General features: G+C 61.4%; 21 protein-coding genes. 3 read left to right on the top strand and 18 right to left on the bottom strand.

Translation table 11 applies throughout. The features are described from left to right. Positions 1-35 precede the first annotated feature (35 nt). The 3 genes from HJB82_RS13030 to HJB82_RS13020 are packed head-to-tail and all read left to right on the top strand — an operon-like array spanning position 36 to position 3,832. Positions 36-1,202 carry a mandelate racemase/muconate lactonizing enzyme family protein gene (locus tag HJB82_RS13030; protein ID WP_207582086.1) on the top strand — a complete coding sequence of 389 codons (1,167 nt, stop codon included), beginning with the start codon at positions 36-38 and terminating at the stop codon, positions 1,200-1,202. A gap of 51 nt (positions 1,203-1,253) precedes the next feature. Next, on the top strand, positions 1,254-2,615 hold the full coding sequence (locus tag HJB82_RS13025) for a mandelate racemase/muconate lactonizing enzyme family protein (protein ID WP_207582087.1): 1,362 nt from the start codon (positions 1,254-1,256) through the stop codon (positions 2,613-2,615). A gap of 17 nt (positions 2,616-2,632) precedes the next feature. Then, complete coding sequence (locus HJB82_RS13020) at positions 2,633-3,832, top strand: mandelate racemase/muconate lactonizing enzyme family protein (RefSeq protein ID WP_207582088.1); 1,200 nt, start codon at positions 2,633-2,635, stop codon at positions 3,830-3,832. A gap of 197 nt (positions 3,833-4,029) precedes the next feature. On the opposite strand, the gene lpdA is transcribed toward HJB82_RS13020, so the two are convergent. The 18 genes from lpdA to sdhC form a co-directional block, all read right to left on the bottom strand. After that, positions 4,030-5,436: a dihydrolipoyl dehydrogenase gene (gene lpdA / locus HJB82_RS13015; protein WP_221140161.1), complete on the bottom strand. Its 1,407-nt coding sequence runs from the start codon at positions 5,434-5,436 to the stop codon at positions 4,030-4,032. A gap of 26 nt (positions 5,437-5,462) precedes the next feature. Continuing rightward, positions 5,463-6,101 carry a LysE family transporter gene (locus tag HJB82_RS13010; RefSeq protein ID WP_207582090.1) on the bottom strand — a complete coding sequence of 213 codons (639 nt, stop codon included), beginning with the start codon at positions 6,099-6,101 and terminating at the stop codon, positions 5,463-5,465. A 19-nt stretch (positions 6,102-6,120) separates the two neighbouring features. Beyond that, positions 6,121-6,873, bottom strand: coding sequence for an SDR family oxidoreductase (locus tag HJB82_RS13005; RefSeq protein ID WP_207582091.1), 753 nt, complete (start codon positions 6,871-6,873; stop codon positions 6,121-6,123). Continuing rightward, on the bottom strand, positions 6,870-7,400 hold the full coding sequence (locus tag HJB82_RS13000; protein WP_221115496.1) for a hypothetical protein: 531 nt from the start codon (positions 7,398-7,400) through the stop codon (positions 6,870-6,872). Before HJB82_RS13000 ends, HJB82_RS13005 begins: the two co-directional genes overlap by 4 nt. After that, positions 7,397-8,146 (bottom strand): DUF4241 domain-containing protein, encoded by a 750-nt coding sequence (locus tag HJB82_RS12995; RefSeq protein ID WP_221115495.1) that lies wholly within the window; start codon positions 8,144-8,146, stop codon positions 7,397-7,399. Before HJB82_RS12995 ends, HJB82_RS13000 begins: the two co-directional genes overlap by 4 nt. Positions 8,147-8,157: 11 nt before the next feature. Further along, a complete protein-coding gene (odhB, locus tag HJB82_RS12990) occupies positions 8,158-9,417 on the bottom strand; it encodes a 2-oxoglutarate dehydrogenase complex dihydrolipoyllysine-residue succinyltransferase (RefSeq protein ID WP_221140160.1) in 1,260 nt (419 codons plus the stop codon). Between the two features lie 40 nt (positions 9,418-9,457). Then, positions 9,458-9,766, bottom strand: a complete 309-nt coding sequence (locus HJB82_RS12985; RefSeq protein ID WP_221115493.1) for a YciI family protein — start codon at positions 9,764-9,766, stop codon at positions 9,458-9,460. A gap of 15 nt (positions 9,767-9,781) precedes the next feature. Next, positions 9,782-12,766, bottom strand: coding sequence for a 2-oxoglutarate dehydrogenase E1 component (locus tag HJB82_RS12980; protein ID WP_207582096.1), 2,985 nt, complete (start codon positions 12,764-12,766; stop codon positions 9,782-9,784). Between the two features lie 170 nt (positions 12,767-12,936). Next, positions 12,937-13,839 carry a succinate--CoA ligase subunit alpha gene (sucD, locus tag HJB82_RS12975; protein ID WP_207582097.1) on the bottom strand — a complete coding sequence of 301 codons (903 nt, stop codon included), beginning with the start codon at positions 13,837-13,839 and terminating at the stop codon, positions 12,937-12,939. 13 nt (positions 13,840-13,852) lie between these two features. Beyond that, on the bottom strand, positions 13,853-14,344 hold the full coding sequence (locus tag HJB82_RS12970) for a DUF1579 family protein (RefSeq protein ID WP_207582098.1): 492 nt from the start codon (positions 14,342-14,344) through the stop codon (positions 13,853-13,855). An 8-nt stretch (positions 14,345-14,352) separates the two neighbouring features. After that, a complete protein-coding gene (gene sucC / locus HJB82_RS12965; protein ID WP_221140157.1) occupies positions 14,353-15,546 on the bottom strand; it encodes an ADP-forming succinate--CoA ligase subunit beta in 1,194 nt (397 codons plus the stop codon). Between the two features lie 35 nt (positions 15,547-15,581). Then, the gene (gene mdh / locus HJB82_RS12960; protein WP_221131674.1) at positions 15,582-16,544 is read right to left on the bottom strand and encodes a malate dehydrogenase; all 963 of its coding nucleotides are present in this window, start codon (positions 16,542-16,544) and stop codon (positions 15,582-15,584) included. A gap of 178 nt (positions 16,545-16,722) precedes the next feature. Next, complete coding sequence (gene zapE, locus HJB82_RS12955; protein ID WP_207582101.1) at positions 16,723-17,886, bottom strand: cell division protein ZapE; 1,164 nt, start codon at positions 17,884-17,886, stop codon at positions 16,723-16,725. Positions 17,887-17,967: 81 nt separating this feature from the next. Next, positions 17,968-18,480, bottom strand: a complete 513-nt coding sequence (locus HJB82_RS12950) for a protease inhibitor Inh/omp19 family protein (RefSeq protein ID WP_221115490.1) — start codon at positions 18,478-18,480, stop codon at positions 17,968-17,970. Between the two features lie 362 nt (positions 18,481-18,842). Then, on the bottom strand, positions 18,843-19,622 hold the full coding sequence (locus tag HJB82_RS12945; protein ID WP_007632536.1) for a succinate dehydrogenase iron-sulfur subunit: 780 nt from the start codon (positions 19,620-19,622) through the stop codon (positions 18,843-18,845). Between the two features lie 18 nt (positions 19,623-19,640). After that, positions 19,641-21,482 (bottom strand): succinate dehydrogenase flavoprotein subunit, encoded by a 1,842-nt coding sequence (gene sdhA / locus HJB82_RS12940; RefSeq protein WP_221140155.1) that lies wholly within the window; start codon positions 21,480-21,482, stop codon positions 19,641-19,643. 7 nt (positions 21,483-21,489) lie between these two features. Continuing rightward, positions 21,490-21,870 (bottom strand): succinate dehydrogenase, hydrophobic membrane anchor protein, encoded by a 381-nt coding sequence (gene sdhD / locus HJB82_RS12935; RefSeq protein ID WP_007632532.1) that lies wholly within the window; start codon positions 21,868-21,870, stop codon positions 21,490-21,492. 10 nt (positions 21,871-21,880) lie between these two features. Beyond that, entirely contained in the window at positions 21,881-22,276 is a 396-nt protein-coding gene (gene sdhC, locus HJB82_RS12930; protein WP_221115488.1) for a succinate dehydrogenase, cytochrome b556 subunit, read from the bottom strand. Positions 22,277-22,561 lie beyond the last annotated feature (285 nt).

The raw sequence follows: 22,561 nt of genomic DNA, 5'->3' as shown, positions 1-22,561 counted from the left end.
CGTTATCCCGACCACTTCAGATAAAGGCAGTTGAGATGAAAATCACCAGCGTTCGGCCGTGGCTGATCAAGTCCGATGCTTCTTATTGGGGAGAGTATCTGTTCGTCGAAGTGACGACCGACGAGGGGGTGAGCGGCTGGGGAGAAATCACCACAACGACAAGGCTCGCTAATCGCGCCCTCTGCACGATCCTGCGGCAGATCGGTGCCGCTGTGACAGGCGAGGACCCGGCGCGTATTGAGTATCTGTGGCACAAGATATTCCGCAGCTTCACCTACATGGGCAGTCGGGGTGCCGCAGTCGAATGCGTGAGCGCCATCGACATAGCCCTCTGGGATATCCGAGGCAAGGTCCTGGGTAAGCCGATTTACGAACTGTTGGGTGGACCGGTACGCGATGAAATTGCGCTCTACACCCATCCCAACCAGGCCAAATTTACCAGCAACGAGGCTGTGGTCCGCGAAATTCGAGACATCGTCGAGTCCGGCCACACGGCGCTCAAGTTCGATCCTTTCCCCCACCAAGGCCGCACCGCCGATGGACAGTTTCGCGAACAGCGGGACGGCTACCTCGATGGCAGCATGACCCGCAAAGATGAGCGCGAAGCCGCCGAACTCACTGCTCTGATCCGCGAAACGGCGGGCTCTGATGTCGACATCCTCATCGATGCGCACGGCCGGTTCGACGTTCCCACCGCCATTCGCCTTTGTCGAAGCCTCGAGGAAGCTGGTCAGATCGACTGGTTCGAGGAGCCCTGTCCACCGGAGAGCCTCAACGCTCTCAGACAGGTCCGTGAGAAGGTCAGCGCCGCTATCTCGTGGGGCGAACGCGGCCACACGAAGTGGGATTTCGTGCCGGTGCTCGAAAACAAGCTCGCTGACTACATCATGCCTGATGTCACATGGACCGGCGGCATTACCGAACTCAAGAAGATTTCTGCCCTATGCGAAGCCTACTACATCCCGGTCTCGCCGCATGACGCCGCAGGGCCGATCAATGTGGTTGCGGGAGCGCAGGTGATGATGACCGTTCCCAACTTCTACAAACTCGAAACGTCGGAGTGGAACCTGGGTAAATACGATCACCTCATCGACAGACCACTCGATGTTTCGAACGGTAGCCTCAAGCTTACGCCCAAGCCCGGTCTCGGCGTCGAAATGAACCGCGACTACCTTCAAAACCACGAGATAGAGCTGGACTAGCAACCCAGCGTGCACGGCGATGAGCCCAGCCGACCAAAACGAGGATAAATCATGCCAGAGGCAGATGGAGCCGACGAGGCGCTCAATCGGGTGAACACGCATTCCAAGCCGTCCGATCTTCGCATCACCGACATGCGGGTAGCCGAAATTGTCGGCGCGCCGTTCACCTCAGTGCTGCTTAAGATTTACACCAACCAGGGCATCGTCGGGCTTGGCGAGGTGCGCGACGGCGCCAGCGCCACCTATGCGCTGATGCTGAAGAGCCGGTTGCTTGGCGAGAACCCTTGCGACATCGACCGCCTGTTTCGCCGGATCAAGCAGTTCGGCGGGCACGGCCGGCAAGGCGGTGGCGTATCGGCGATTGAAATCGCGTTGTGGGATCTTGCCGGCAAGGCCTATGGCGTCCCCATCTACCAGATGCTCGGCGGTCGTTTTCGGGAGAAAGTGCGCGTCTACTGCGATACCGACGCCACCGTGCCGAGCGGCACCGAGACTGGTAAGCGCCTCAAGCAGCGCATGGAGCTCGGCTTCACCTTCCTCAAGATGGACTTAGGACTGATGCAGATCGCAGATGTGCCCGGTGCCGTCGTCTTTCCTGCCGGCTCACTGGAAGGATACCGCGATCCTCCCAATCGCGGGCCGCTGAAGACCATTGAAGAGCGGCGTGTCCGCAACGCTGCGTACGATTTGCATAACGTCCAGCACCCGTTTACCGGCCTCCACTTTTCCGACAAGGGCCTCGACCTGCTTGAGCAATACATCGCCGAGGTTCGTGAGGTCATCGGCATGGATGTGCCGCTCGCCATCGATCATATCGGCCATATCTCGATGCAGAACGGCATTCGCCTCGCCCGGCGAATTGAAAAATACGTGCCGGCCTGGCTCGAAGATGTGATCCCATGGCAGTATACCGAGCAATACCGACAACTGCAGGACGCCACCACGGTGCCGATCTGCACTGGCGAGGACATATACCTCAAGGAGGGCTTCGAGCCTCTGCTCAACAGCGGCGGCGTCTCCGTTATCCACCCGGACCTGCTCACCAGCGGGGGCATCCTCGAAACCAAGAAGATTGGTGATATGGCGCAGGACCAGGGCGTCGCCATGGCCATCCATATGGCAGAAAGTCCAATCGCCGCAATGGCCGCGGCACATGTCGCGACCGCGACCGAAAATTTCATGGCGCTCGAATACCATTCCGCCGATGTCGACTGGTGGGACGATATCGTCACGGGCCTTCCCCGGCCGCTGGTGAAGAATGGCTTCATCACTGTCTCGGACAAGCCCGGCCTGGGGATTGACGACGTTGTCGACGAGGTGATCTCGCAGCATCTGCAGCCGGGCGTCACCGGCATTTGGCAGCCTACGGATCACTGGGACGATGAGTATTCCTGGGATCGCACCTGGAGCTGAGGCGAAAAGGAACGAAGATGAAGATCACCGATCTCCGCTGCGCCGTTATTGGCAAACACCCGATCGTGCGCATCGTTACGGACGAGGGCCTCTATGGCTTGGGCGAAGTCGAATTCACCAAGTCCTACCTCAAGCCCTTTGTGCTGCATTTCCACGAGGCGCTGGTCGGCGAGGATCCGACCGACGTCGAGAGAGTCATGCTGAAGATCCGCCAACGCGGCTCTTTCAAGCCGTACGGCGCGGCGGTGAGCGCTATCGAGCATGCGCTGTGGGATATTGCTGGCAAGGCCGCGGGCGTGCCCGCCTATAAACTGCTCGGCGGCAAGGTGCGGGACAAGGTGCGCGTCTACAACGGCTCAGTTCGCCAGAAGCGCACGGGCGACCGGCCGGAGGATTACGCCGCTGACGTCAAATGGATGATGGAGCAGCCGCAGAACTTCTTCATGGTCAAGCAAGGAATCTCGTTCCACTCCAACATGAAGGACACCATCGAGGGCTTCCACTACGGCGTGACGCAGAACAAGGCCGGCTATCACGGCGCCATGGATCAAGGCGTGATCAGCGAGCGCGGTTTCAATCACATGCTCGACTGCGTGATCGCGATGAAGGAAGTGCTAGGCGACAAAGTCAGCCTGGCGCTCGACTGCGGCCCGGGCTGGATGCTGCCCGATGCAATTAAGTTCGCTCGCGCGGTCGAGAAGTACAATTTGATGTGGCTCGAGGACATGCTGACCGGCGACTACGTGCCGTGGGTCAATCCGCAGGCCTACCGGGAACTGACAACCTCCACCTCGACGCCAATCCACACTGGTGAGCAGATCTACCTGCGGCACAATTTCAAAGAACTGATCGAGACGCAGGCGGTACGCGTCATCGGCCCCGATCCAGCGGACGTTGGCGGCATTGCCGAGCTCAAATGGGTCGCCGAGCATGCCTACATGCATTCGATCCTGATGGCACCGCACGGCACCGCTAACGGCCTGCTGGGCCTCGGCGCGTTGATCAATGTCTGCGCCACGTTGCCGGCAAATTACGTCGCGTTCGAATATCCGACCGCTTCCGACCCCTGGTGGGAGGATCTTGTCATCGGCTTGCCGCCGCAGATCGTGAAGGACAGCATGGTGGACCTACTGGAAGCGCCGGGGCTGGGCGTCGATATCGACGCTGAAGGAGCCAGGAGATATCTCAGGGAAGAGGATGCAGGCTTTTTCGACTGAACCTCCCTCCACCTGCCGTGCCCATCTTGTCGGGCGTAAGGGAATAGGGTTGTCGAAATAAGCGGCATCGACCTGTAAGCAGGGAATGGCGGTTCGATGCCGCCTTTGCGCACCGCGTCGAAAGCGCTGAAGGTTTAGTCTAAAAAAGCCGCCCGCCTTCCGGCAAGCGGCTGTATGCTTTGTTACGATATGTAGGATTACATATGGATCGGCTTGAAGAAGGTCGCGAGCGCGGCCTCCTTCACCGCTTCCGACATGGTCGGATGCGCGTGGCAGGTACGGCCGAGATCTTCCGACGAGCCGCCGAACTCCATCAGCACGGTGATCTCGTGGATCATCTCGCCGGCGCCGAAGCCGACGATATGGCCGCCGAGCACCCGGTCGGTTTCCTTGTCGGCAAGGATCTTGACGAAACCGTCTGTCGCCAGCATCGCGCGGGCGCGGCCATTGGCCGTGAACGGGAACTTGCCGACCTTGTAGGCGATGCCCGCGGCCTTCAGTTCTTCCTCGGTCTTGCCGACCGACGCGATCTCCGGCTGCGTGTAGACGACGCTCGGAATCACCTCGTAATTGACGTGCCCATGCTGGCCGGCGAGAATTTCGGCGAGCGCCACACCCTCGTCTTCCGCCTTGTGCGCCAGCATCGGACCCTTGACCACGTCGCCGATCGCATAGATGCCGGCGACATTGGTCTTGAAGTGACCGTCGATCTCGACGCGGCCGCGATTGTCAAGCGTAACACCGGCCTCTTCCAGGCCGAGACCCGCTGTATAGGGCTTGCGGCCGGTGGCGATTAGCACGACGTCGGCGTCGAGCGTCACCTTGTCACCGCCCTTGGCCGGCTCGAATGTGATCTTGGCGCACTTGTCGCCCTTTTCGACGCCGGTCACCTTGGCGCCGAGATGGAAATCGATGCCCTGCTTGGCGAGCATGCGCTGGAACTGTTTGGAGACTTCGCCGTCCATGCCGCCGAGAATGGTGTCGAGATATTCGACGACGGTGACCTTGGCGCCAAGCCGCGACCAGACCGAGCCGAGTTCGAGCCCGATGACGCCGCCGCCGACGACGATCAGCGTTTCCGGCACCTTTTCCAGCGCGATGCCGCCGGTGGACGAGATGATGGTCTTCTCATCGATCTCGACCTGCACGCCGGGAATGCCGGCAATGTCGGAGCCGGTGGCAATGACGATGTTCTTGCCTCCGATCTCCTGCACCTTGCCGTCGTCGGCGATGACGGCAACCTTGCCTGCCGAGACGATCTTGCCGCTGCCCTGGAAGGCATCGATCTTGTTTTTCTTGAAGAGGAAGGCGACGCCGTCGACATTCGACTTCACCGTGGCGTCCTTGTGGGCCATCATATTGCCGAGGTTGAGCGTCGGCGCCGGGACGTCGATCCCGAGAGCGCTCATGCCGTGGCCGGCCTGATGGAAGATTTCGGAGGCATGCAGCAGGGCCTTCGACGGAATGCAGCCGACGTTCAGGCAAGTGCCGCCATAGGTCGCGCGCTTTTCGACGACAGCGACCTTGAGGCCGAGCTGGGCTGCTTTGACGGCGCAGACATAGCCGCCCGGGCCGGTGCCGATAATGATCACATCGTAGGACATTGCTTCTTTCCCTTTGGATTTTTCGTTTAGTCGGCCGCGCGCGACAGCGCGAGGCGGAAGCCGAAGCCGACGAGCGCCGCTCCGGTGATGCGGTTGAACCATTTGCCGCTGGCAATGAAGCGGTCACGGATCGCCTTGACCGTGAAGAAATAGGAAACGCCGGCAAACCAAGCGATCAGCGCCGTCGCCATGCCGATGCCGTACGAGAACTGGATCAGCGCCGGCGTGTCGTGATGCACGAGCGTCGAAAACAGCGACAGGAAGAACAGCACCGGCTTCGGGTTCAGCGCATTGGTGATGAAACCCATGCCGAGGCATTTCAGCATCGAGACCGGCTTGCGATCCTCGGCCGTCACCTCGATCTCCTGCACCTTGAAGCCGGGGTCGCGGAACGACTTGATGCCGAGATAGACCAGATAGGCGACACCAGCCCATTTGATGACCCCAAACAGCATCAGGGATTTCGAGACGATCAGGCCGAGGCCGAGGATCGTGTAGCTGATATGAAAGAGCAGCGAGAAGCCCATGCCGAGCCCGGTCATGATGGCGGCGCGCCGCCCATGCACGATGCTCTGGCGCAAAATGACGGCGAAATCGGCCCCCGGCACGACGATGAAGATCGAGAAGACGGCCATAAGGCCGAGGAATTCGAGGATGTAAGGCATGCTGTTTTCGCCCTGTCTTTTAGCGGCCGCCGCTCACGTTAAGGATCGCGCCGGTTATATAGGAAGCCGAAGGGGATAGAAGATAGAGGATCGCATCCGCCACCTCCTCGGGCGTGCCGCTGCGCTGCATCGGGATCGATGGCGCCATTTCACGGGCCCGGTCCGGCAGCCCGCCGGATGCATGGAGATCGGTTTCGATGACGCCGGGCCTGATAGCGTTCACGCGGATGCCCTCGGCGGCGACCTCGCGCGAAAGCCCGACGGTGAACGTGTCGATCGCACCTTTCGAGGCGGCATAATCGACATATTGCGTTGGCGAACCGAGGATCGCCGCCATCGACGAGACGTTGACGATCGCGCCGCCCCGCCCACCATAGCGGCTCGACATGCGGCGCACGGCCTCTGCGGCGCAGAGCATGGAGCCGGTTACATTGATGCGCATCATGCGTTCGATCCGCTCTGCCGCCATCTCGTCGACGCGCTGCGGATAGTCGACGACGCCGGCATTGTTGACGAGCCCATCGAGCCGGCCGAAATGCCGATCGACCGCTGCAAACATCGCGACGATATCCGCAGCCTTGCCGACATCGCCCGCAATCGCCACGGCATCGCCGCCGTCTTCGGCAATCGCCGCAACGACGGCATCGGCGGCTTTGCGGTTGGAAGCGTAATTCACCGCAACACGCCAGCCCTGGCGCGCGGCGAGCCGCGAGACGGCCGCGCCGATGCCCCGGCTTCCGCCGGTCACGAGAACAACCGGTGCATTACTCATATCGCGCACTCCTTGAATGTCAGCACGTCCCAGGGCGCCAAGGTAGCCTTGCCCTCGCCCCAGGCGCTGGATTGGCGGATGGCGGGACCGAGACCGGGGAACACGAGCTTTTCGGCCGCCGCGGCACCTTCCGGCTGCAGATTGTCCATCTCGCCCTTGGCATCCATGCCATAGACGGCGCCTTGCCAGACGGTGCAGGCATTAAGATCGGCACCGGTCGCGTCACCCTCGGGGCAATTGAACATCAAGATGCCGATGGCGCGCACCGGATCTTCCGACGGCATGACATAGCCTTCCATCACCACCGGCGTCTTGAGAGCACTGACCTTGAACTGGTTGCTCGCCGCGGCCGACTGTGAATTCAGCGGGGCAAAGCGCAACTCGTATGCCCCGTCGCGATCGACGTAAATGGCCTGTTCCTGCTTGCAGGCGGCGCTGAGCGTCGATAACGGAACGGCGAAAAACGCGGCGGCTGCGATCGCAGCCATGCCTTTCCGTTTCGCCGTGATCCCAATCCTCCTGCTCATTGCAGCTTCGGCTCCTTCCGCCCGTCGGCATTCTCGACAACGCTGAAATCCGTCAGCAGCACCAGCGCCCGGCCATCGCGATCGAGCCCCCAGAAAACCGGATAGAAGCCGTCGCCCCAACCGCTCCAGAATATCGCGACATTGCCCTTCTTGCCGGCGACCGGCCGGTGCAGCGCGTAACTGCCCTTGTTGGCGTCGAGGTCGGATGCCAGCACGTCGTCGTAATAATTGATGTCGGCGTCAGGCTTTTGCGCCTGCACCTGCGCTTCACGTTCTCCGATCAGACCAAGCGTCTCGGCATCCATGTAACAGCCGAGGCCGGCATCGACGGGGTAACCGAAGATCTCGCCGTCCTTCAGTGTCGCTACATCCTGCCCGGGCAGGACCGCAAGCTCCCAGTGATCCGGCTTGCCCGCGGCAAACCGCATGCTGGCGGCCGCGATGCGTCCGAAGGCCTGGTAGAGTGTCACCGGATATTCGCCCTGCGCAACCGTTCTTGCCAGCGCCGGACGATCGGGCTGAGCGAGCGGATCGGCCGCAACGATGCGCCCCGAGGTCAGCTCGACATTGCCCATATGGATCACGCCGATCGACCGGCCGGAGAGTTCGGCGTCGCTGAGCGCCACCAGTTCGAAATTGCTGCTTGCCTTGCTGATATCTAAGCCGGCCGCCGTTGCTGAAACCGGGACATGCGCGGCGGCAGCGCAGAGAAGAAGACGCGCCGCTCGCATGATCCGGTTTCGCATGGAAAGCTCCCTTAAAGATCGAGAACCAGACGTTCCGGATCTTCCAGGCTTTCCTTGACGCGCACGAGGAAGGTGACCGCTTCCTTGCCGTCGACGATGCGGTGATCGTAGGACAGCGCCAGATACATCATCGGACGGATAACCACCTGGCCGCCGATCGCCACCGGACGCTCCTGGATCTTGTGCATGCCGAGAATGCCGGACTGCGGCGCATTGAGGATCGGCGAGGACATCAGCGAACCGTAGACGCCGCCATTGGTGATGGTGAAGGTGCCGCCCTGCATGTCGGCCATGGAGAGCGAGCCGTCACGGGCTGCCTTGGCAAGACGGCCGAGTTCCTTCTCGATTTCGGCGATCGACATCTGATCGGCGTCACGGATGACGGGAACGACGAGGCCCTTGTCGGTGCCGACGGCCATGCCGACATGGCAATAGTTCTTGTAGATGAGGTCGGTGCCGTCGATCTCGGCGTTGACCGTCGGCAATTCCTTCAGCGCATGCGTCACCGCCTTGGTGAAGAAGCCCATGAAGCCGAGCTTGACGCCATGCTTCTTCTCGAAAATATCCTTGTACTTGTTGCGCAGGTCCATGACCGCCTTCATGTCCACCTCATTGTAGGTGGTCAGCATCGCGGCGGTGTTCTGCGCATCCTTCAGGCGCTTGGCGATCGTCTGGCGCAGGCGCGTCATCTTCACGCGCTCTTCGCGCGAGGCATCCTCGACCGTCGACGGGCCGCGCGGGGCGGCAGGCGTTGCAGCCGGTGCTGCCGCCGGAGCCGAAATGCCCTTGGCGACGGCAGCGATGACATCGCCCTTCAGCACCTGGCCGCGCTTGCCGCTGCCATCGACCTGATCGGCCGAAATGTTGTTTTCAGCAAGCATCTTCGAAGCCGCCGGTGCCGGCGGCATGGTGGAGACGGAAGCGCTCGACGATGCGGCAGCAGCGGCAACCGGCGCCGGCTGAGCAGGAGCAGCCGCGGCTGGCAGGACAGGAGCGGCGGCCGGTACCGCAGCAGCGGGCGCGGCAGCAGCAGCACCATCGGCGATCTGGCCGAGCAGCGCGCCGAGGCCGACGGTCTCGCCGGCGGCGACAACGATTTCCGAAAGCGTGCCGGAGGTCGGCGCTGGAACTTCGATGGTCACCTTGTCGGTTTCAAGCTCGAGAATCGGCTCGTCGGCCTTGATGGCGTCGCCGACCTTCTTGAACCAGGTGCCGACGGTTGCCTCGCTGACGGATTCACCGAGAGTTGGAACGCGGATTTCTGTGGCCATTGTTCAGATCCTGATTTCGTGTGTGTTCGTTTAATGCGTTTCAGACGGCGGGCGGCCGCAAGATGATCGAGGGCATCGGCAGGATATCAAAACGGAAACCGAAACCGGAAGCGATGATCGGATCGCTGTCGGCAAGAACCTGTGCCGCCGCTTGATCCTCGACTTCGACGATCGCCATGCCGAAGGCGCCTTCGCCCTCAAACACCGGACCGACGACGATCGCCGATCCCGCAAGGGCGTGCCGGTGCCAGTATTCGACATGGCGTTTCATCGCCGCCATTTCCTCTCCGGTCCCGTCATGCGGGAAAGTGGGGCGCGGCGGCAGCAGTCTCAGAAAGAAATAAGCCACTGCGCCCCCCTTGTGTTAACCGCCCAATGCATCCTCGAGGAATGCGGCGAGCTGCGACAGATGCTTTGACATCAGGCCCGTCGCCGGCGAGGCGGCGGCCGGACGGCCGGTATAACGGACGCGCTGATACTTTGCATCGATATGGGCAAGCACCCATTCGAGGAAGGGGTCGATGAACGACCATGCGCCCATGTTCTTCGGCTCTTCCTGGCACCAGACCATCTCGGCATTGCGGAAGCGCGACAGCTCGTTGATCAGCGCCTTTGCCGGGAACGGATAGAGCTGTTCGACACGCAAGAGATAGATGTCGTCGATGCCGCGCTTTTCACGCTCTTCGAGAAGATCGTAATAGACCTTGCCGGAGCACATGACGACACGGCGGATCTTGTTGTCCTTCTGCAGCTTGATCGGGCCGTCCTTGATCACTTCGGCATCGTCCCAGAGCAGGCGATGGAAGGCGGATTCTCCGGCCATTTCGGCAAGCGTCGAGACTGCCCGCTTGTGGCGCAGCAGCGACTTCGGCGTCATCAGGACCAGCGGCTTGCGGAAGTCGCGCTTCAGCTGCCGGCGCAGGATGTGGAAGTAGTTCGCCGGCGTCGTGACGTTGGCGACCTGCATGTTATCCTCCGCGCAAAGCTGCAGGAAACGCTCGAGGCGGGCCGAGGAGTGTTCCGGACCTTGGCCCTCATAGCCATGCGGCAAGAGGCAGACGAGGCCCGACATGCGCAGCCATTTGCGTTCGCCCGACGAGATGAACTGGTCGAAGACCACCTGCGCACCGTTGGCAAAATCGCCGAACTGCGCTTCCCAGAGCGTCAACGCATTCGGGCGGGCAAGCGAGTAGCCATATTCGAAACCGAGCACGGCCTCTTCCGAAAGCATCGAATTGATGACTTCGTAGCGACCCTGCGTTGGCGAGAGATTGGCGAGCGGGATGTAGCGTTCCTCGGTTTCCTGATCGTAGAGAACCGAGTGGCGCTGCGAGAAGGTGCCGCGTTCGCAATCCTGGCCGGACAGGCGGATCTTGCTACCTTCGACGCAGAGCGCCCCGAAGGAGAGCGCTTCAGCCATCGCCCAGTCGATACCTTCGCCGGTGGCGATCATATTGGCGCGGTTTTCCATGAAGCGCTGGATCGTGCGGTGTGCAGTGAAGCCCGCCGGAATCTCCGAGAGCTTGCGGCCGATATCCTTCAGCGTCTTCATCGGCACGGCGGTCTTTCCGCGGCGCTGCTCGTCGGCATTGTCGGCCGCGCGCAGGCCCGACCACTCGCCGTCAAGCCAGTCGGCCTTGTTCGGCTTGTAGTGCTGGCCGGCCTCGAACTCCTGTTCGAGATGGGCGCGCCAGTCGGCCTTCATCTTCTCGACTTCACCTTCGGTGAGCAGGCCCTCGGCGACTAGGCGCGCCGCATAGATCTGCAGCACGGTCTTGTGGCCGCGGATCACCTTGTACATCTTCGGCTGCGTGAAGGACGGTTCGTCGCCTTCATTGTGGCCGTAGCGGCGATAGCAGAACAGGTCGAGCACGACCGGCTTGTGGAACTTCATGCGGAATTCGGTCGCGATCTTGGCCGCATAGACCACCGCTTCCGGATCGTCGCCGTTGACGTGGAAGATCGGCGCCTCGATCATCTTGGCGACGTCGGACGGATAGGGCGACGAACGCGAGAAGGCGGGGTTCGTCGTGAAGCCGATCTGGTTGTTGATGATGACGTGCATGGTGCCGGCGACGCGGTGGCCGCGCAGGCCGGAAAGGCCGAGGATTTCGGCAATGACGCCCTGACCGGCGAAGGCTGCGTCGCCATGGATCAGAAGCGGCAGAACCTTGGCACGCTCGGAAAGCGGAATGATGTCGCCGTCCCAGACGGTAGCATTCATGTCCTGCTTGGCGCGGACCTTGCCCATGACGACGGGATCGACGATTTCAAGATGCGACGGGTTGGCTGTCAGCGAGACATGCACCTTGTTGCCGTCGAATTCGCGGTCTGAGGAGGCCCCGAGATGATACTTGACGTCGCCCGAGCCTTCGACTTCGTCGGGTGCGGCCGAGCCGCCCTTGAACTCGTGGAAGATCGCCCGGTGTGGCTTTCCCATGACCTGCGAGAGCACGTTGAGCCGGCCGCGATGGGCCATACCGAACACGGCTTCCTTGAGGCCGAGATGGCCACCGCGCTTGAGGATCTGCTCGAGCGCCGGGATCAGCGATTCGCCGCCGTCGAGGCCGAAACGCTTGGTGCCCTTGAACTTGACGTCAAGGAACTGTTCGTAGCCTTCGGCTTCGGCGAGCTTGGCGAGGATTGCCTTCTTGCCTTCAGGCGAGAAAGCGACGCCCTTGTCCGGCCCTTCGATACGCTCCTGGATCCAGGCCTTCTCTTCCGGATTGGAGATATGCATGAATTCGACGCCGAGCGTCGAGCAATAGGTGCGCTCGAGGATATCGATCATCTCGCGGATGGTCGCGTATTCCAAGCCGAGCACGTTGTCGATGAAGATCCTGCGGTCGTAATCGGCGGCCGTGAAGCCGTAATTCTCCGGCGACAGCTCGCGATAGTCGTCGACGGGAGCGGCGATGCCGAGCGGGTCGAGCTTGGCATGCAGGTGGCCGCGCATGCGGTAGGCGCGGATCATCATGATGGCGCGCACGGAATCGCGCGTCGCCTGCAGCACGTCGGTGCTGTCGGCAGGCTTGCCCTCGGCTTCGGCCTTGGCCTTGACCTTGGTCTCGATAACCTTCTCGACGATACCCCAGTCGCCGTCGAGAGCCGACACCAGATCGCCGCCGGCCGCCAGCGGCCAGTTCTTCCTTCGCCAGGAAGCCCCCTTGGCCGCCCTCTTCACATCGCTGGGATCCTCCTCCAGCGCCTTGAAGAAGGTCCGCCACTGATCGTCGACCGACGCGGGGTCCTCTTCGTAGCGCGCATGCAGCTGCTCGATATAGGCAGCGTTGGCGCCATCCAGAAACGAGGTGATCTGAAACTGCTCGTTGGCTTCTTGCCGTGCCATGGTGATATGCGGACGCTGCCGCCCGCCTCCTGACTTTGATGAATTTGCCGGCTTGCTCGCCGGCTGCCGCATTCCGATTGCCGCCTGTCTGCGGCGCATCTGCATGTCTCGTGCCGTCAAGACCGGGCGGAAGGCGCAGATGCCGCTCCTCCGCCCGGGTATAAGTTGGTTTAGCCCTTGAGGACTTCAACCAGCGTCTTGCCGAGGCGGGCCGGAGACGGCGACACCTTGATGCCTGCCGATTCCATCGCCGCGATCTTCGATTCCGCATCGCCCTTGCCGCCGGAAACCACAGCGCCGGCATGGCCCATGGTGCGGCCCTTCGGCGCCGTGCGGCCGGCAATGAAGCCAGCCATGGGCTTGCTGCGGCCCTTCTTGGCTTCATCCTTGAGGAACTGCGCAGCATCTTCCTCTGCCGAACCGCCGATTTCGCCGATCATGATGATCGACTGGGTGGCTTGGTCGGCCAGGAACATTTCCAGGACGTCGATGAATTCGGTGCCCTTGACCGGGTCGCCGCCGATGCCGACGGCCGTGGTCTGGCCGAGGCCTTCGTTGGAGGTCTGAAACACGGCTTCATAGGTCAGCGTGCCCGAGCGGGACACGATACCGACCGAGCCCTTGCGGAAGATGGAGCCCGGCATGATGCCAATCTTGCATTCTTCCGGCGTCATGATGCCTGGGCAGTTCGGGCCGAGCAGGCGCGACTTGGAGCGGTCGAGGCGAGCCTTGACGCGAACCATGTCCATGACCGGGATGCCTTCGGTAATGCAGGTGATGAACGGGATCTCGGCATCGATCGCCTCGATGATCGCGTCGGCGGCACCGGCCGGCGGAACATAGATGACGGACGCGTCGGCGCCGGTCTTTTCCTTGCCCTCGGCAACGGTTGCGAAGATCGGCAGGTTTTCGCCCTTTGCGCCGGTCCAGGTTTCGCCGCCCTTCTTCGGGTGGATACCGCCGACCATCTGCGTGCCGTAATAGGCGAGCGCCTGTTCGGTGTGGAACGTTCCGGTCTTGCCGGTCAGACCCTGAACGAGGATCTTGGTGTCTTTATTGACGAGAATAGACATGCGAGGCCTTTGTCTAGGAGAGGTTGGAAGACGTGGGGGACGAGCGACGATAGATGCCGCTGACGACCTCCTGCCAAGTATCGCTGCCTGCAGGCGAAAAGCTGACGCCCATCCGGTAGCAGTCTTCATTTTCAAATGTGAATGCGGTGCGCTGTCTGCCGCGCGGCGAAGCCTTCATCAGCACGAGTTCCTTGCCGTTCCATTCGCCGGAAGCTGGCGACGGTGGCGCGAAGCCCGCGCTGTCGAACTGGTAGAGCTTGTAGGTCTGGTCCGAAGCATCGAAGCCGAAAACATTTCGGGCCTCGAACGAAACAGCCCCATCGCGCGACTGGCGATAGCGCTGCTCGAGGAAGAACCCGCCGAACAGCGCCTCGCCGGAAAGTTTAGCACTGGCCTTACCTTCAGTCGTCCACGCCGACCCTGCGACGCGCTCCTCCCCTTCCCATACGCCGGCAAAGGCATTGAGACGGATATGAGCAGCAGATGGCGTGGACTGGAAGGTCATGATCGCTCTCAGCCGTTGATCGCCGCGACGATCTTCTTGGCTGCATCGTCCAAGTCGTCAGCCGCTGTGATCGCGAGACCCGACTCGTTCAGGATCTTCTTGCCGAGCTCGACATTGGTGCCTTCAAGGCGCACGACGAGCGGAACCTTGAGGCCGACTTCCTTGACCGCGGCAATGACGCCCTCGGCAATGACATCGCACTTCATGATGCCGCCGAAGATGTTGACGAGAATGCCTTCGACCTTGGGGTCTGCGGTGATGATCTTGAAAGCCGCAGCAACCTTCTCCTTGCCGGCGCCGCCGCCGACGTCACAGAAGTTAGCCGGCTCCTTGCCGTAGAGCTTGATGATATCCATCGTCGCCATGGCAAGACCTGCGCCGTTGACCATGCAGCCGATGTTGCCGTCGAGCGCCACATAGGCGAGGTCCCACTTGGAAGCCTCGATTTCCTTGGCGTCTTCTTCAGTCTCGTCACGCAGCGTCTTGACGTCGTCGTGACGGAAAAGCGCATTGCCGTCGAAGGACATCTTCGCGTCGAGAACGCGCAGGCGGCCATCCTTCATGACGATCAGCGGATTGACTTCGAGCAGCGCCATGTCCTTCTCTTTGAAGGCCTTGTAGAGCGCCGGGAAGAGCGACTTCGCATCTTCGGCGGCAGCGCCGTCGAGCGCGAGCGCCTTGGAGATCGCGGCAACGTCGGCAGCCGTCACGCCGGCTTCCGGATCGATGGCGATCGTGTGGATTTTCTCCGGCGTGTCATGGGCGACGGCTTCGATGTCCATGCCGCCTTCGGTCGATACCACGAAAGCCACGCGGCCGACCGAGCGGTCGACAAGGATCGAGCAATAGAGTTCGCGGGCGATGTCGGCGCCATCTTCGATGTAGAGGCGGTTGACCTGCTTGCCGGCTTCGCCAGTCTGCGCCGTTACTAGCGTGTTGCCGAGCATATCCTTGGCATGGGCGATCACTTCGTCGATCGACTTGGCGAGACGCACGCCGCCCTTGGCTTCCGGGCCCAGTTCCTTGAACTTGCCCTTGCCGCGGCCGCCGGCATGGATCTGGCTCTTGACCACGTAAAGCGGGCCGGGGAGCGCCTTGGCGGCAGCTTCGGCTTCCTCGACCTTGAGAATAGCCACACCCTCGGCAACCGGCGCGCCATAGCCCTTCAGCAGAGCCTTGGCCTGATATTCATGAATGTTCATGGGTTTATCCCTGTTTGATGACTTCAGCGCGTCGACTACTTGAGGGCAGGCGCGATGTTGATGCAGGCTTCGCAGAGACCGGCAACGGCACCGACGGATTTGTCGAAGGCTTCCCTCTCGGTCTTGTTGAGGTCGATCTCGATGATGCGCTCGACGCCACCAGCGCCGATGATGGTGGGAACGCCGACATACATGTCCTTGACGCCGTACTGGCCGGTCAGCTGGGCAGCGCAGGGCAGAACGCGCTTCTTGTCCTTGAGGTAGGATTCGGCCATCTCGATCGCCGAGGCGGCCGGCGCATAGTAGGCCGAGCCGGTCTTCAGTAGGCCGACGATTTCGGCGCCGCCGTCACGGGTGCGCTGGATGATCTCTTCGAGGCGTTCCTTGGTGACCCAGCCCATGGTGACGAGGTCGGTGAGCGGAATGCCGCCGACCGTCGAGTAGCGGGCAAGCGGCACCATCGTGTCGCCGTGGCCGCCGAGCACGAAAGCGGTGACGTCCTGGACGGACACGTTGAATTCCTTGGCGAGGAAAAGACGGAAACGCGACGAGTCGAGAACGCCGGCCATGCCGACGACCTTGTTGGCCGGAAGGCCGGAGAACTTCTGCAGCGCCCAGACCATGGCGTCGAGCGGGTTGGTGATGCAGATCACGAAAGCGTTCGGCGCATATTTCTTGATGCCGGCGCCTACCTGCTCCATGACCTTGAGGTTGATGCCGAGAAGATCGTCGCGGCTCATGCCCGGCTTGCGGGCGACACCGGCGGTGACAATGCAGACATCGGCGCCTTCGATCGCGGAATAGTCGCTGGCGCCCGTCAGGTTGACGTCGAAGCCTTCGACCGGAGAGGACTGTGCGATGTCGAGACCCTTGCCCTGGGGAATGCCGTCCGCGATGTCGAAGAGGACGATGTCGCCCAGTTCCTTCAGGCCGGCGAGGTGTGCCAGCGTGCCACCAATCATGCCAGAACCAATGAGTGCGATCTTGTTACGCGCCATTTCGCTGTTTCCTTTGCGATCAAATTCGTCGAGCGATGCGCAGCAAGGCACAGCCCAATGACGCAATCGCATAGACCCAAAGCCCAAAAATGGCAACTCATTAATTTTGATGTAGCAATTTCAATCGTTTAGATACTAAAATTCTTACGTAAACGTAAGATATCATGTCACCGGATTGTTACTCGGCGGCGCGCTTTTCATGGTGCAGTGCGAGATATTCAGCGCTGCGCATCTCGAACAGGCGCGATGCGGTGCGGTCGAATTCAAAGCCCTCGGTGCCCCGGCGATGCACCAGAAGTTCCTCCGGCATCGCCGCTGCGGAAATGTAGAGCCGCACGGCATGATCGTAGAACGTATCGACCAGAATGATGAAGCGTTTGATCTGGTTCCGCTTTTCCGGCCCGAGCAAGGGAATGTGATCGACGAAGACCATATCGTAACGCTCGGCGATCGCCAGGAAGTCGACCGCCCCGAGCGGCTTGTCGCAAAGATCGGCGAAGGAGAACCGCGCCATACGGTCGACGGCGAGCGGCACATGGATGTGTCGGCCTTTCATCGGAATGTCCAGCGGTTGCGCCTTGCGCCCATGCAGCGCCTGCGTCCAGGACGCATCCATCGCCATGTCGTTATGATCGTTGATCGGCACCAGATAGACCGGCTGGCTGCTCAGCTTCTCCATGCGGTAGTCGGTCGGCGAACCCAGGGTGACGACATCGACATGCTGCTTGAGAAGGGCGACGAAGGGCAGGAAGAGGCCGCGATTGAGACCATCCGTGTAGAGGTTGTCGGGCTCGACGTTCGACGTCGCGACCAGCACGCATCCGCGCGCGAAAAGCTCGGAGAATAGCCGCGACAGGATCATCGCATCGGCGATATCGGTGACGGTGAATTCGTCGAAGCAGAGCAGTTCCGCTTCCGCGTAGAGGGCTGCGGCGACCGGCGGCATCGGATCGGCCTGCTTCGTCTCGCCGTTCTTCAGCTTCAGCCGGTGCGCCGCGATCCGATTGTGCACATCCGCCATGAATTCGTGGAAATGCGCCCGGCGTTTCTTCCTGCACGGCGCCATCGAGAAGAACATGTCCATCAGCATGGTCTTGCCGCGGCCGACGCTGCCGTGGATGTAAAGCCCCTTGATGCCGTCGGCGGATTTCTTCTTGGCGGCAAACATCCAGCCAAGTGCGCTCGATTTTGCCGCTGGCCGCCGCTGCTTCAGCCCGGCCAGCACCCGATCCAAGCTCTTTGCCACGTCCATCTGGGCGGAGTCGACCTGCAGCGCGCCCGATGCGGTCAGGGCTTTGAGCTGTTCGCAGACGCTGAGCGCATAATCGGGCATTGGCTGCATGAGGGCATATCCGCCTGTCAGACATCGGCGGAGGCCCGCCGGTGGTTTACCGCGCCGGTTCGCCTACCGCGCCGATTCGTTTTACCGGCTGAGACTGATCTGCTGGCCCGTGCTGGTCTGTCCCTGGAAGCGGTTGTCAGCCGTCTTGTAGACGCTGCCGAGCTGATTGCCTGAACGGTCCTTGAGCAGCACCTGCTTGCCGGCAACCTCCCAGGAGCCCATCGCCGTCAACTCGCCGACGCAGCCGCGCGTACCGCCGCGCGAACCGCTGCCGAGATTGGTCAGCGTCAAGAACATGTCGCAGCTGCCATTGACGCGCCAGCTTCCGACCATCGATTCCTTGGTGACATCAAGCGCATTTGCGGCCATTGCGCCGGGCTGCGCGCCCGGCATCGGCGCCGTCGTCGCCGGCGCAGCTGGAAACTGCGAACTGTTGACCGGCGGAAGCTGCCCACCCTGCACCGAGGGAATCGGCTGCGCCGTCAGCGGCGCCGGCCCGGCATTCGAGCCGGAGTTGTAATCATATGCCGTACGCTGACAACCGGCTAGCGCGAGAGTAACCACCAGACCTGTCATCGCATATCGCAACTGCATCATCATACTCCTGAATTCGGCTAGCGCCGCAGAGAAACGGGCGTGAGACAAGTCCGATTACCGTAATTCGCTTTGGTTAATCAAGTCGAGCCGCATAAATTGCCCGTGACAACAACTAACCAAAAAACGATACAGTTCAACTGTCCCGCTGCAAAACTTCCTGCACATAGAATTTGTCAGCAAGGTGTTGGGCGCGCTGATCTCTGTCCGGATCCCTGTCGAACTCCCGCAATATCTCGGAATAACGCTCGCACCGGTACCAATACGGATACCCTGTGCGCGCACCAAGGCGAGCCACGACCTGATCTTCGTGACGGCTTCGAGATCTAAGGCGTCTCATCCGCCAACGGCATGCATGCTGGTCAGACCCGGCGCTCGACCATCATCTTCTTGATTTCGGCGATCGCCTTGGCCGGGTTGAGACCCTTTGGGCAGGTCTGCGCACAATTCATGATCGTGTGGCAGCGATAAAGCCGGAACGGGTCCTCGAGATTGTCGAGACGTTCGCCGGTCGCCTCGTCTCTGGAGTCGATCAGCCAGCGATAGGCCTGCAGCAGAACGGCCGGACCGAGATAGCGGTCGCCGTTCCACCAATAGCTCGGACAGGAGGTCGAGCAGCAGGCACAGAGGATGCATTCATAGAGACCGTCGAGCTTCTGACGGTCCTCGTGGCTCTGCTTCCATTCCTTGGCTGGCGCCGGCGACACCGTCTTCAGCCACGGCTCGATCGAACGATGCTGGGCATAGAAGTTGGTAAGGTCAGGCACCAGATCCTTGACGACGGGCAAATGCGGCAGCGGATAGATCTTCACCGAGCCCTTGATATCGTCGAGGCCCTTGGTGCAGGCGAGCGTGTTGGTGCCGTCGATATTCATCGCGCAGGATCCGCAGATGCCCTCGCGACAGGAGCGGCGCAAGGTCAGCGTCGGATCGATCTTGTTCTTGATGTAAAGCAGGCCATCGAGCACCATCGGCCCGCAATCGTCGACATCGATGTAGAAAGTGTCGATCGACGGGTTCTGGCCGTCATCCGGGCTCCAGCGGTAGACGCGGAATTCGCGGGTGTTTTTGGCACCGGCCGGCTTCGGCCAGACCTTGCCTTCGCGCATCTGAGAATTCTTGGGGAGAGCGAGTTCAACCATGTCCGGTTCCTCTTGAGATCAGTACACGCGAGCCTTCGGCTCGATCTTGTGCGGATCGATGCCTTCGGCGATAAGCTCGGTGTGAACCGGCCGGTAGTCGAGTTTCACGGCGCCTGCCTCGTTCACCCAGGCAAGCGTGTGCTTGCGCCAGTTGACGTCGTCGCGGCCGGCGAATGCACCCTCGGCATAGTCCTCGCGCGCATGCGATCCGCGGCTCTCCTTGCGGGCTTCGGCGCCGTAGATCGTCGTGATGGCGTTGGCCATCAGGTTCTGCAGCTCCAGCGTCTCGACCAGATCCGAATTCCAGATCATCGAGCGGTCGGTGACTTTGATATCGCGCATTTCCTGCCAGATCGCAGAGATGCGCCGGCAGCCGGATTCCAGCGATTCCTGCGTACGGAACACCGCCGCGTCTTCCTGCATGGCGCGCTGCATCTTCTCGCGCAGTTCCGCCGTCGGCGTGCCGCCGCTGGCGTGACGCAGTCCGTCGAAGCGGTCGATGATCTTGTCGCAGGCTGCGACATTGAGATGGGGGATCGGCGCTGCGCGATCAATCACCTCGCCGGCGCGGATTGCCGCGGCACGGCCGAAGACCACGAGGTCGATCAGCGAGTTGGAGCCGAGGCGGTTGGCGCCGTGCACCGAGGCGCAGCCGGCTTCACCGACCGCCATCAGCCCGGGGATGATCCGTTCCGGATTGGCACTGTCGGCGTTCAACACTTCGCCCCAATAGTTCGTGGGAATGCCGCCCATATTGTAGTGAACGGTCGGCAGAACCGGGATCGGCTCGCGCGTGACGTCGACGCCCGCAAAGATCTTGGCGCTCTCGGAAATACCCGGCAGCCGTTCGTGCAGCACGGCCGGATCGAGATGGTCGAGATGCAGGAAGATGTGGTCCTTGTTCTTGCCGACACCGCGGCCTTCGCGGATTTCCAACGTCATGCAGCGCGAAACGACGTCGCGCGAGGCGAGGTCCTTGGCCGACGGCGCATAGCGCTCCATGAAGCGCTCGCCCTCGGAGTTGACGAGATAGCCGCCTTCGCCGCGCGCACCTTCGGTGATCAGACAGCCCGAACCGTAGATGCCGGTCGGGTGGAACTGGACGAATTCCATGTCCTGCAGCGGCAGGCCGGCACGCGCCACCATGCCACCGCCGTCGCCGGTGCAGGTATGGGCAGAGGTTGCCGAGAAATAGGCGCGGCCGTAGCCGCCGGTCGCCAGCACCACCATCTTGGCGGCGAAACGATGGATCGTGCCGTCATCGAGGCACCAGGCGACGACGCCGGTGCAGCGGCTGCCGTCTTCCGACATGATCACGTCGAGCGCGAAATACTCGATGAAGAATTCGGCGTTGTTGCGCAGCGACTGACCGTAGAGCGTATGCAGGATCGCGTGGCCGGTACGGTCGGCAACGGCGCAGGTGCGCTGCACCGGCGGGCCTTCGCCGTAATTCTGCATGTGGCCGCCGAACGGGCGCTGATAGATCTTGCCTTCCTCGTTGCGCGAGAACGGCACGCCGTAATGCTCGAGCTCATAGACCGCCTTCGGCGCTTCCATGGTCAGATATTGCATGGCGTCGACGTCGCCGAGCCAGTCGGAACCCTTGACGGTGTCATAGAGGTGCCACTGCCAGCTATCGGGCGTCATGTTGCGCAGCGAGGCGGCGATGCCGCCCTGGGCGGCGACCGTATGCGAGCGGGTCGGGAATACCTTGGTGATGCAGGCCGTGCGGAACCCCTGCTCGGCCATGCCGAGCGTGGCGCGCAGCCCGGCGCCGCCGGCGCCGACGACGATCACGTCGTAGGAGTGATCGATATATTTATAGGCCTTGCCGTTCTGGGCGGGTGAGGTCGGTGCCATATCGAGCTTATCCTACGAATGCGATTTTCAGAATGGCGAACAGACAGAGGCCGGCGATCACGATCGCAAAGAACGTGTTCAGCATCAGCAGCGCGATCTTGCCGAACTCGCCATGCACGTAATCCTCGATGATGACCTGCATGCCGAGCTTCATATGGATAACGCCGGAGATCACCATTAGCCCCATGATGACCGCGACGAAAGGGTTCGAAAGTGCACGAACCACGTCAGCATAGGGCGCGCCGGCATAGGTGAGCAGGAAGATGAGGAAAAACAGGATCAGCGGAACATTGGCGACGGCCGTCAGTCGCTGGCGCCAGAAATGGTCCGTGCCGTCCTTGGCGGAGCCGAGCCCGCGAACCTTGCCGAGGGGGGTGCGCATATCCATGAGAGGACCTTCAGAAGCGAATGAGGAAGCCGATCACCCAGACCAGCACGGTCAGACAGAGCGACCCGATGATGTTGGCGATGGCGAGCTTGGTCGAGAATTCTTTCCCGAAGCCGTAGCCGAGGTCCCACATGAAGTGGCGGAAACCGCCGAGCATGTGGTGCAGCAACGCCCAAGTATAGCCGAGCAGCACGAGCTTGCCGACAAGGCTGCCGAGCACCCAGTTGGCCCAGTCATAGGAACCCTGGCCGCTTGCCGCTGCGATCAGCCACCAGGCGACCAGCAGCGTGCCGACATAGAGCGCGCCACCGGTAATGCGGTGGACGATAGACATGACCATGGTGGGAATAGGTTTGTAAATTTGCAGATGCGGCGATAGGGGCCGGTTATTTGTCACGTTCGCCATCAGAACCTCGCGGCGGCTTTCTGCGCTCCCGGATTTCGGAGCATGCTCAGTCAACCACACGAATGACAAATTCTCTGTGTGCGTTGCATCAATTGCGACGTTTAATCACCAGGAACGCCGACGACAAGCACAATCGCTGTCGGCTTTTAATTTAATCGATTCGCGTCACCTGGAAGTTTGCAGGCTAAAGAAACTGGTCTTTTCCGCTCAATATTTGTGCCGATTCTGCAGCCTGAATGGACAAGCTTCGGCTTTTGGCGCAATCTGGCGTTAACGATTTGTTAA

The organism is Rhizobium sp. NZLR10, assembly GCF_019685125.1.
Taxonomy (GTDB): Bacteria; Pseudomonadota; Alphaproteobacteria; order Rhizobiales; family Rhizobiaceae; genus Rhizobium.
This window is presented reverse-complemented; position numbering and strand designations above follow the sequence as displayed.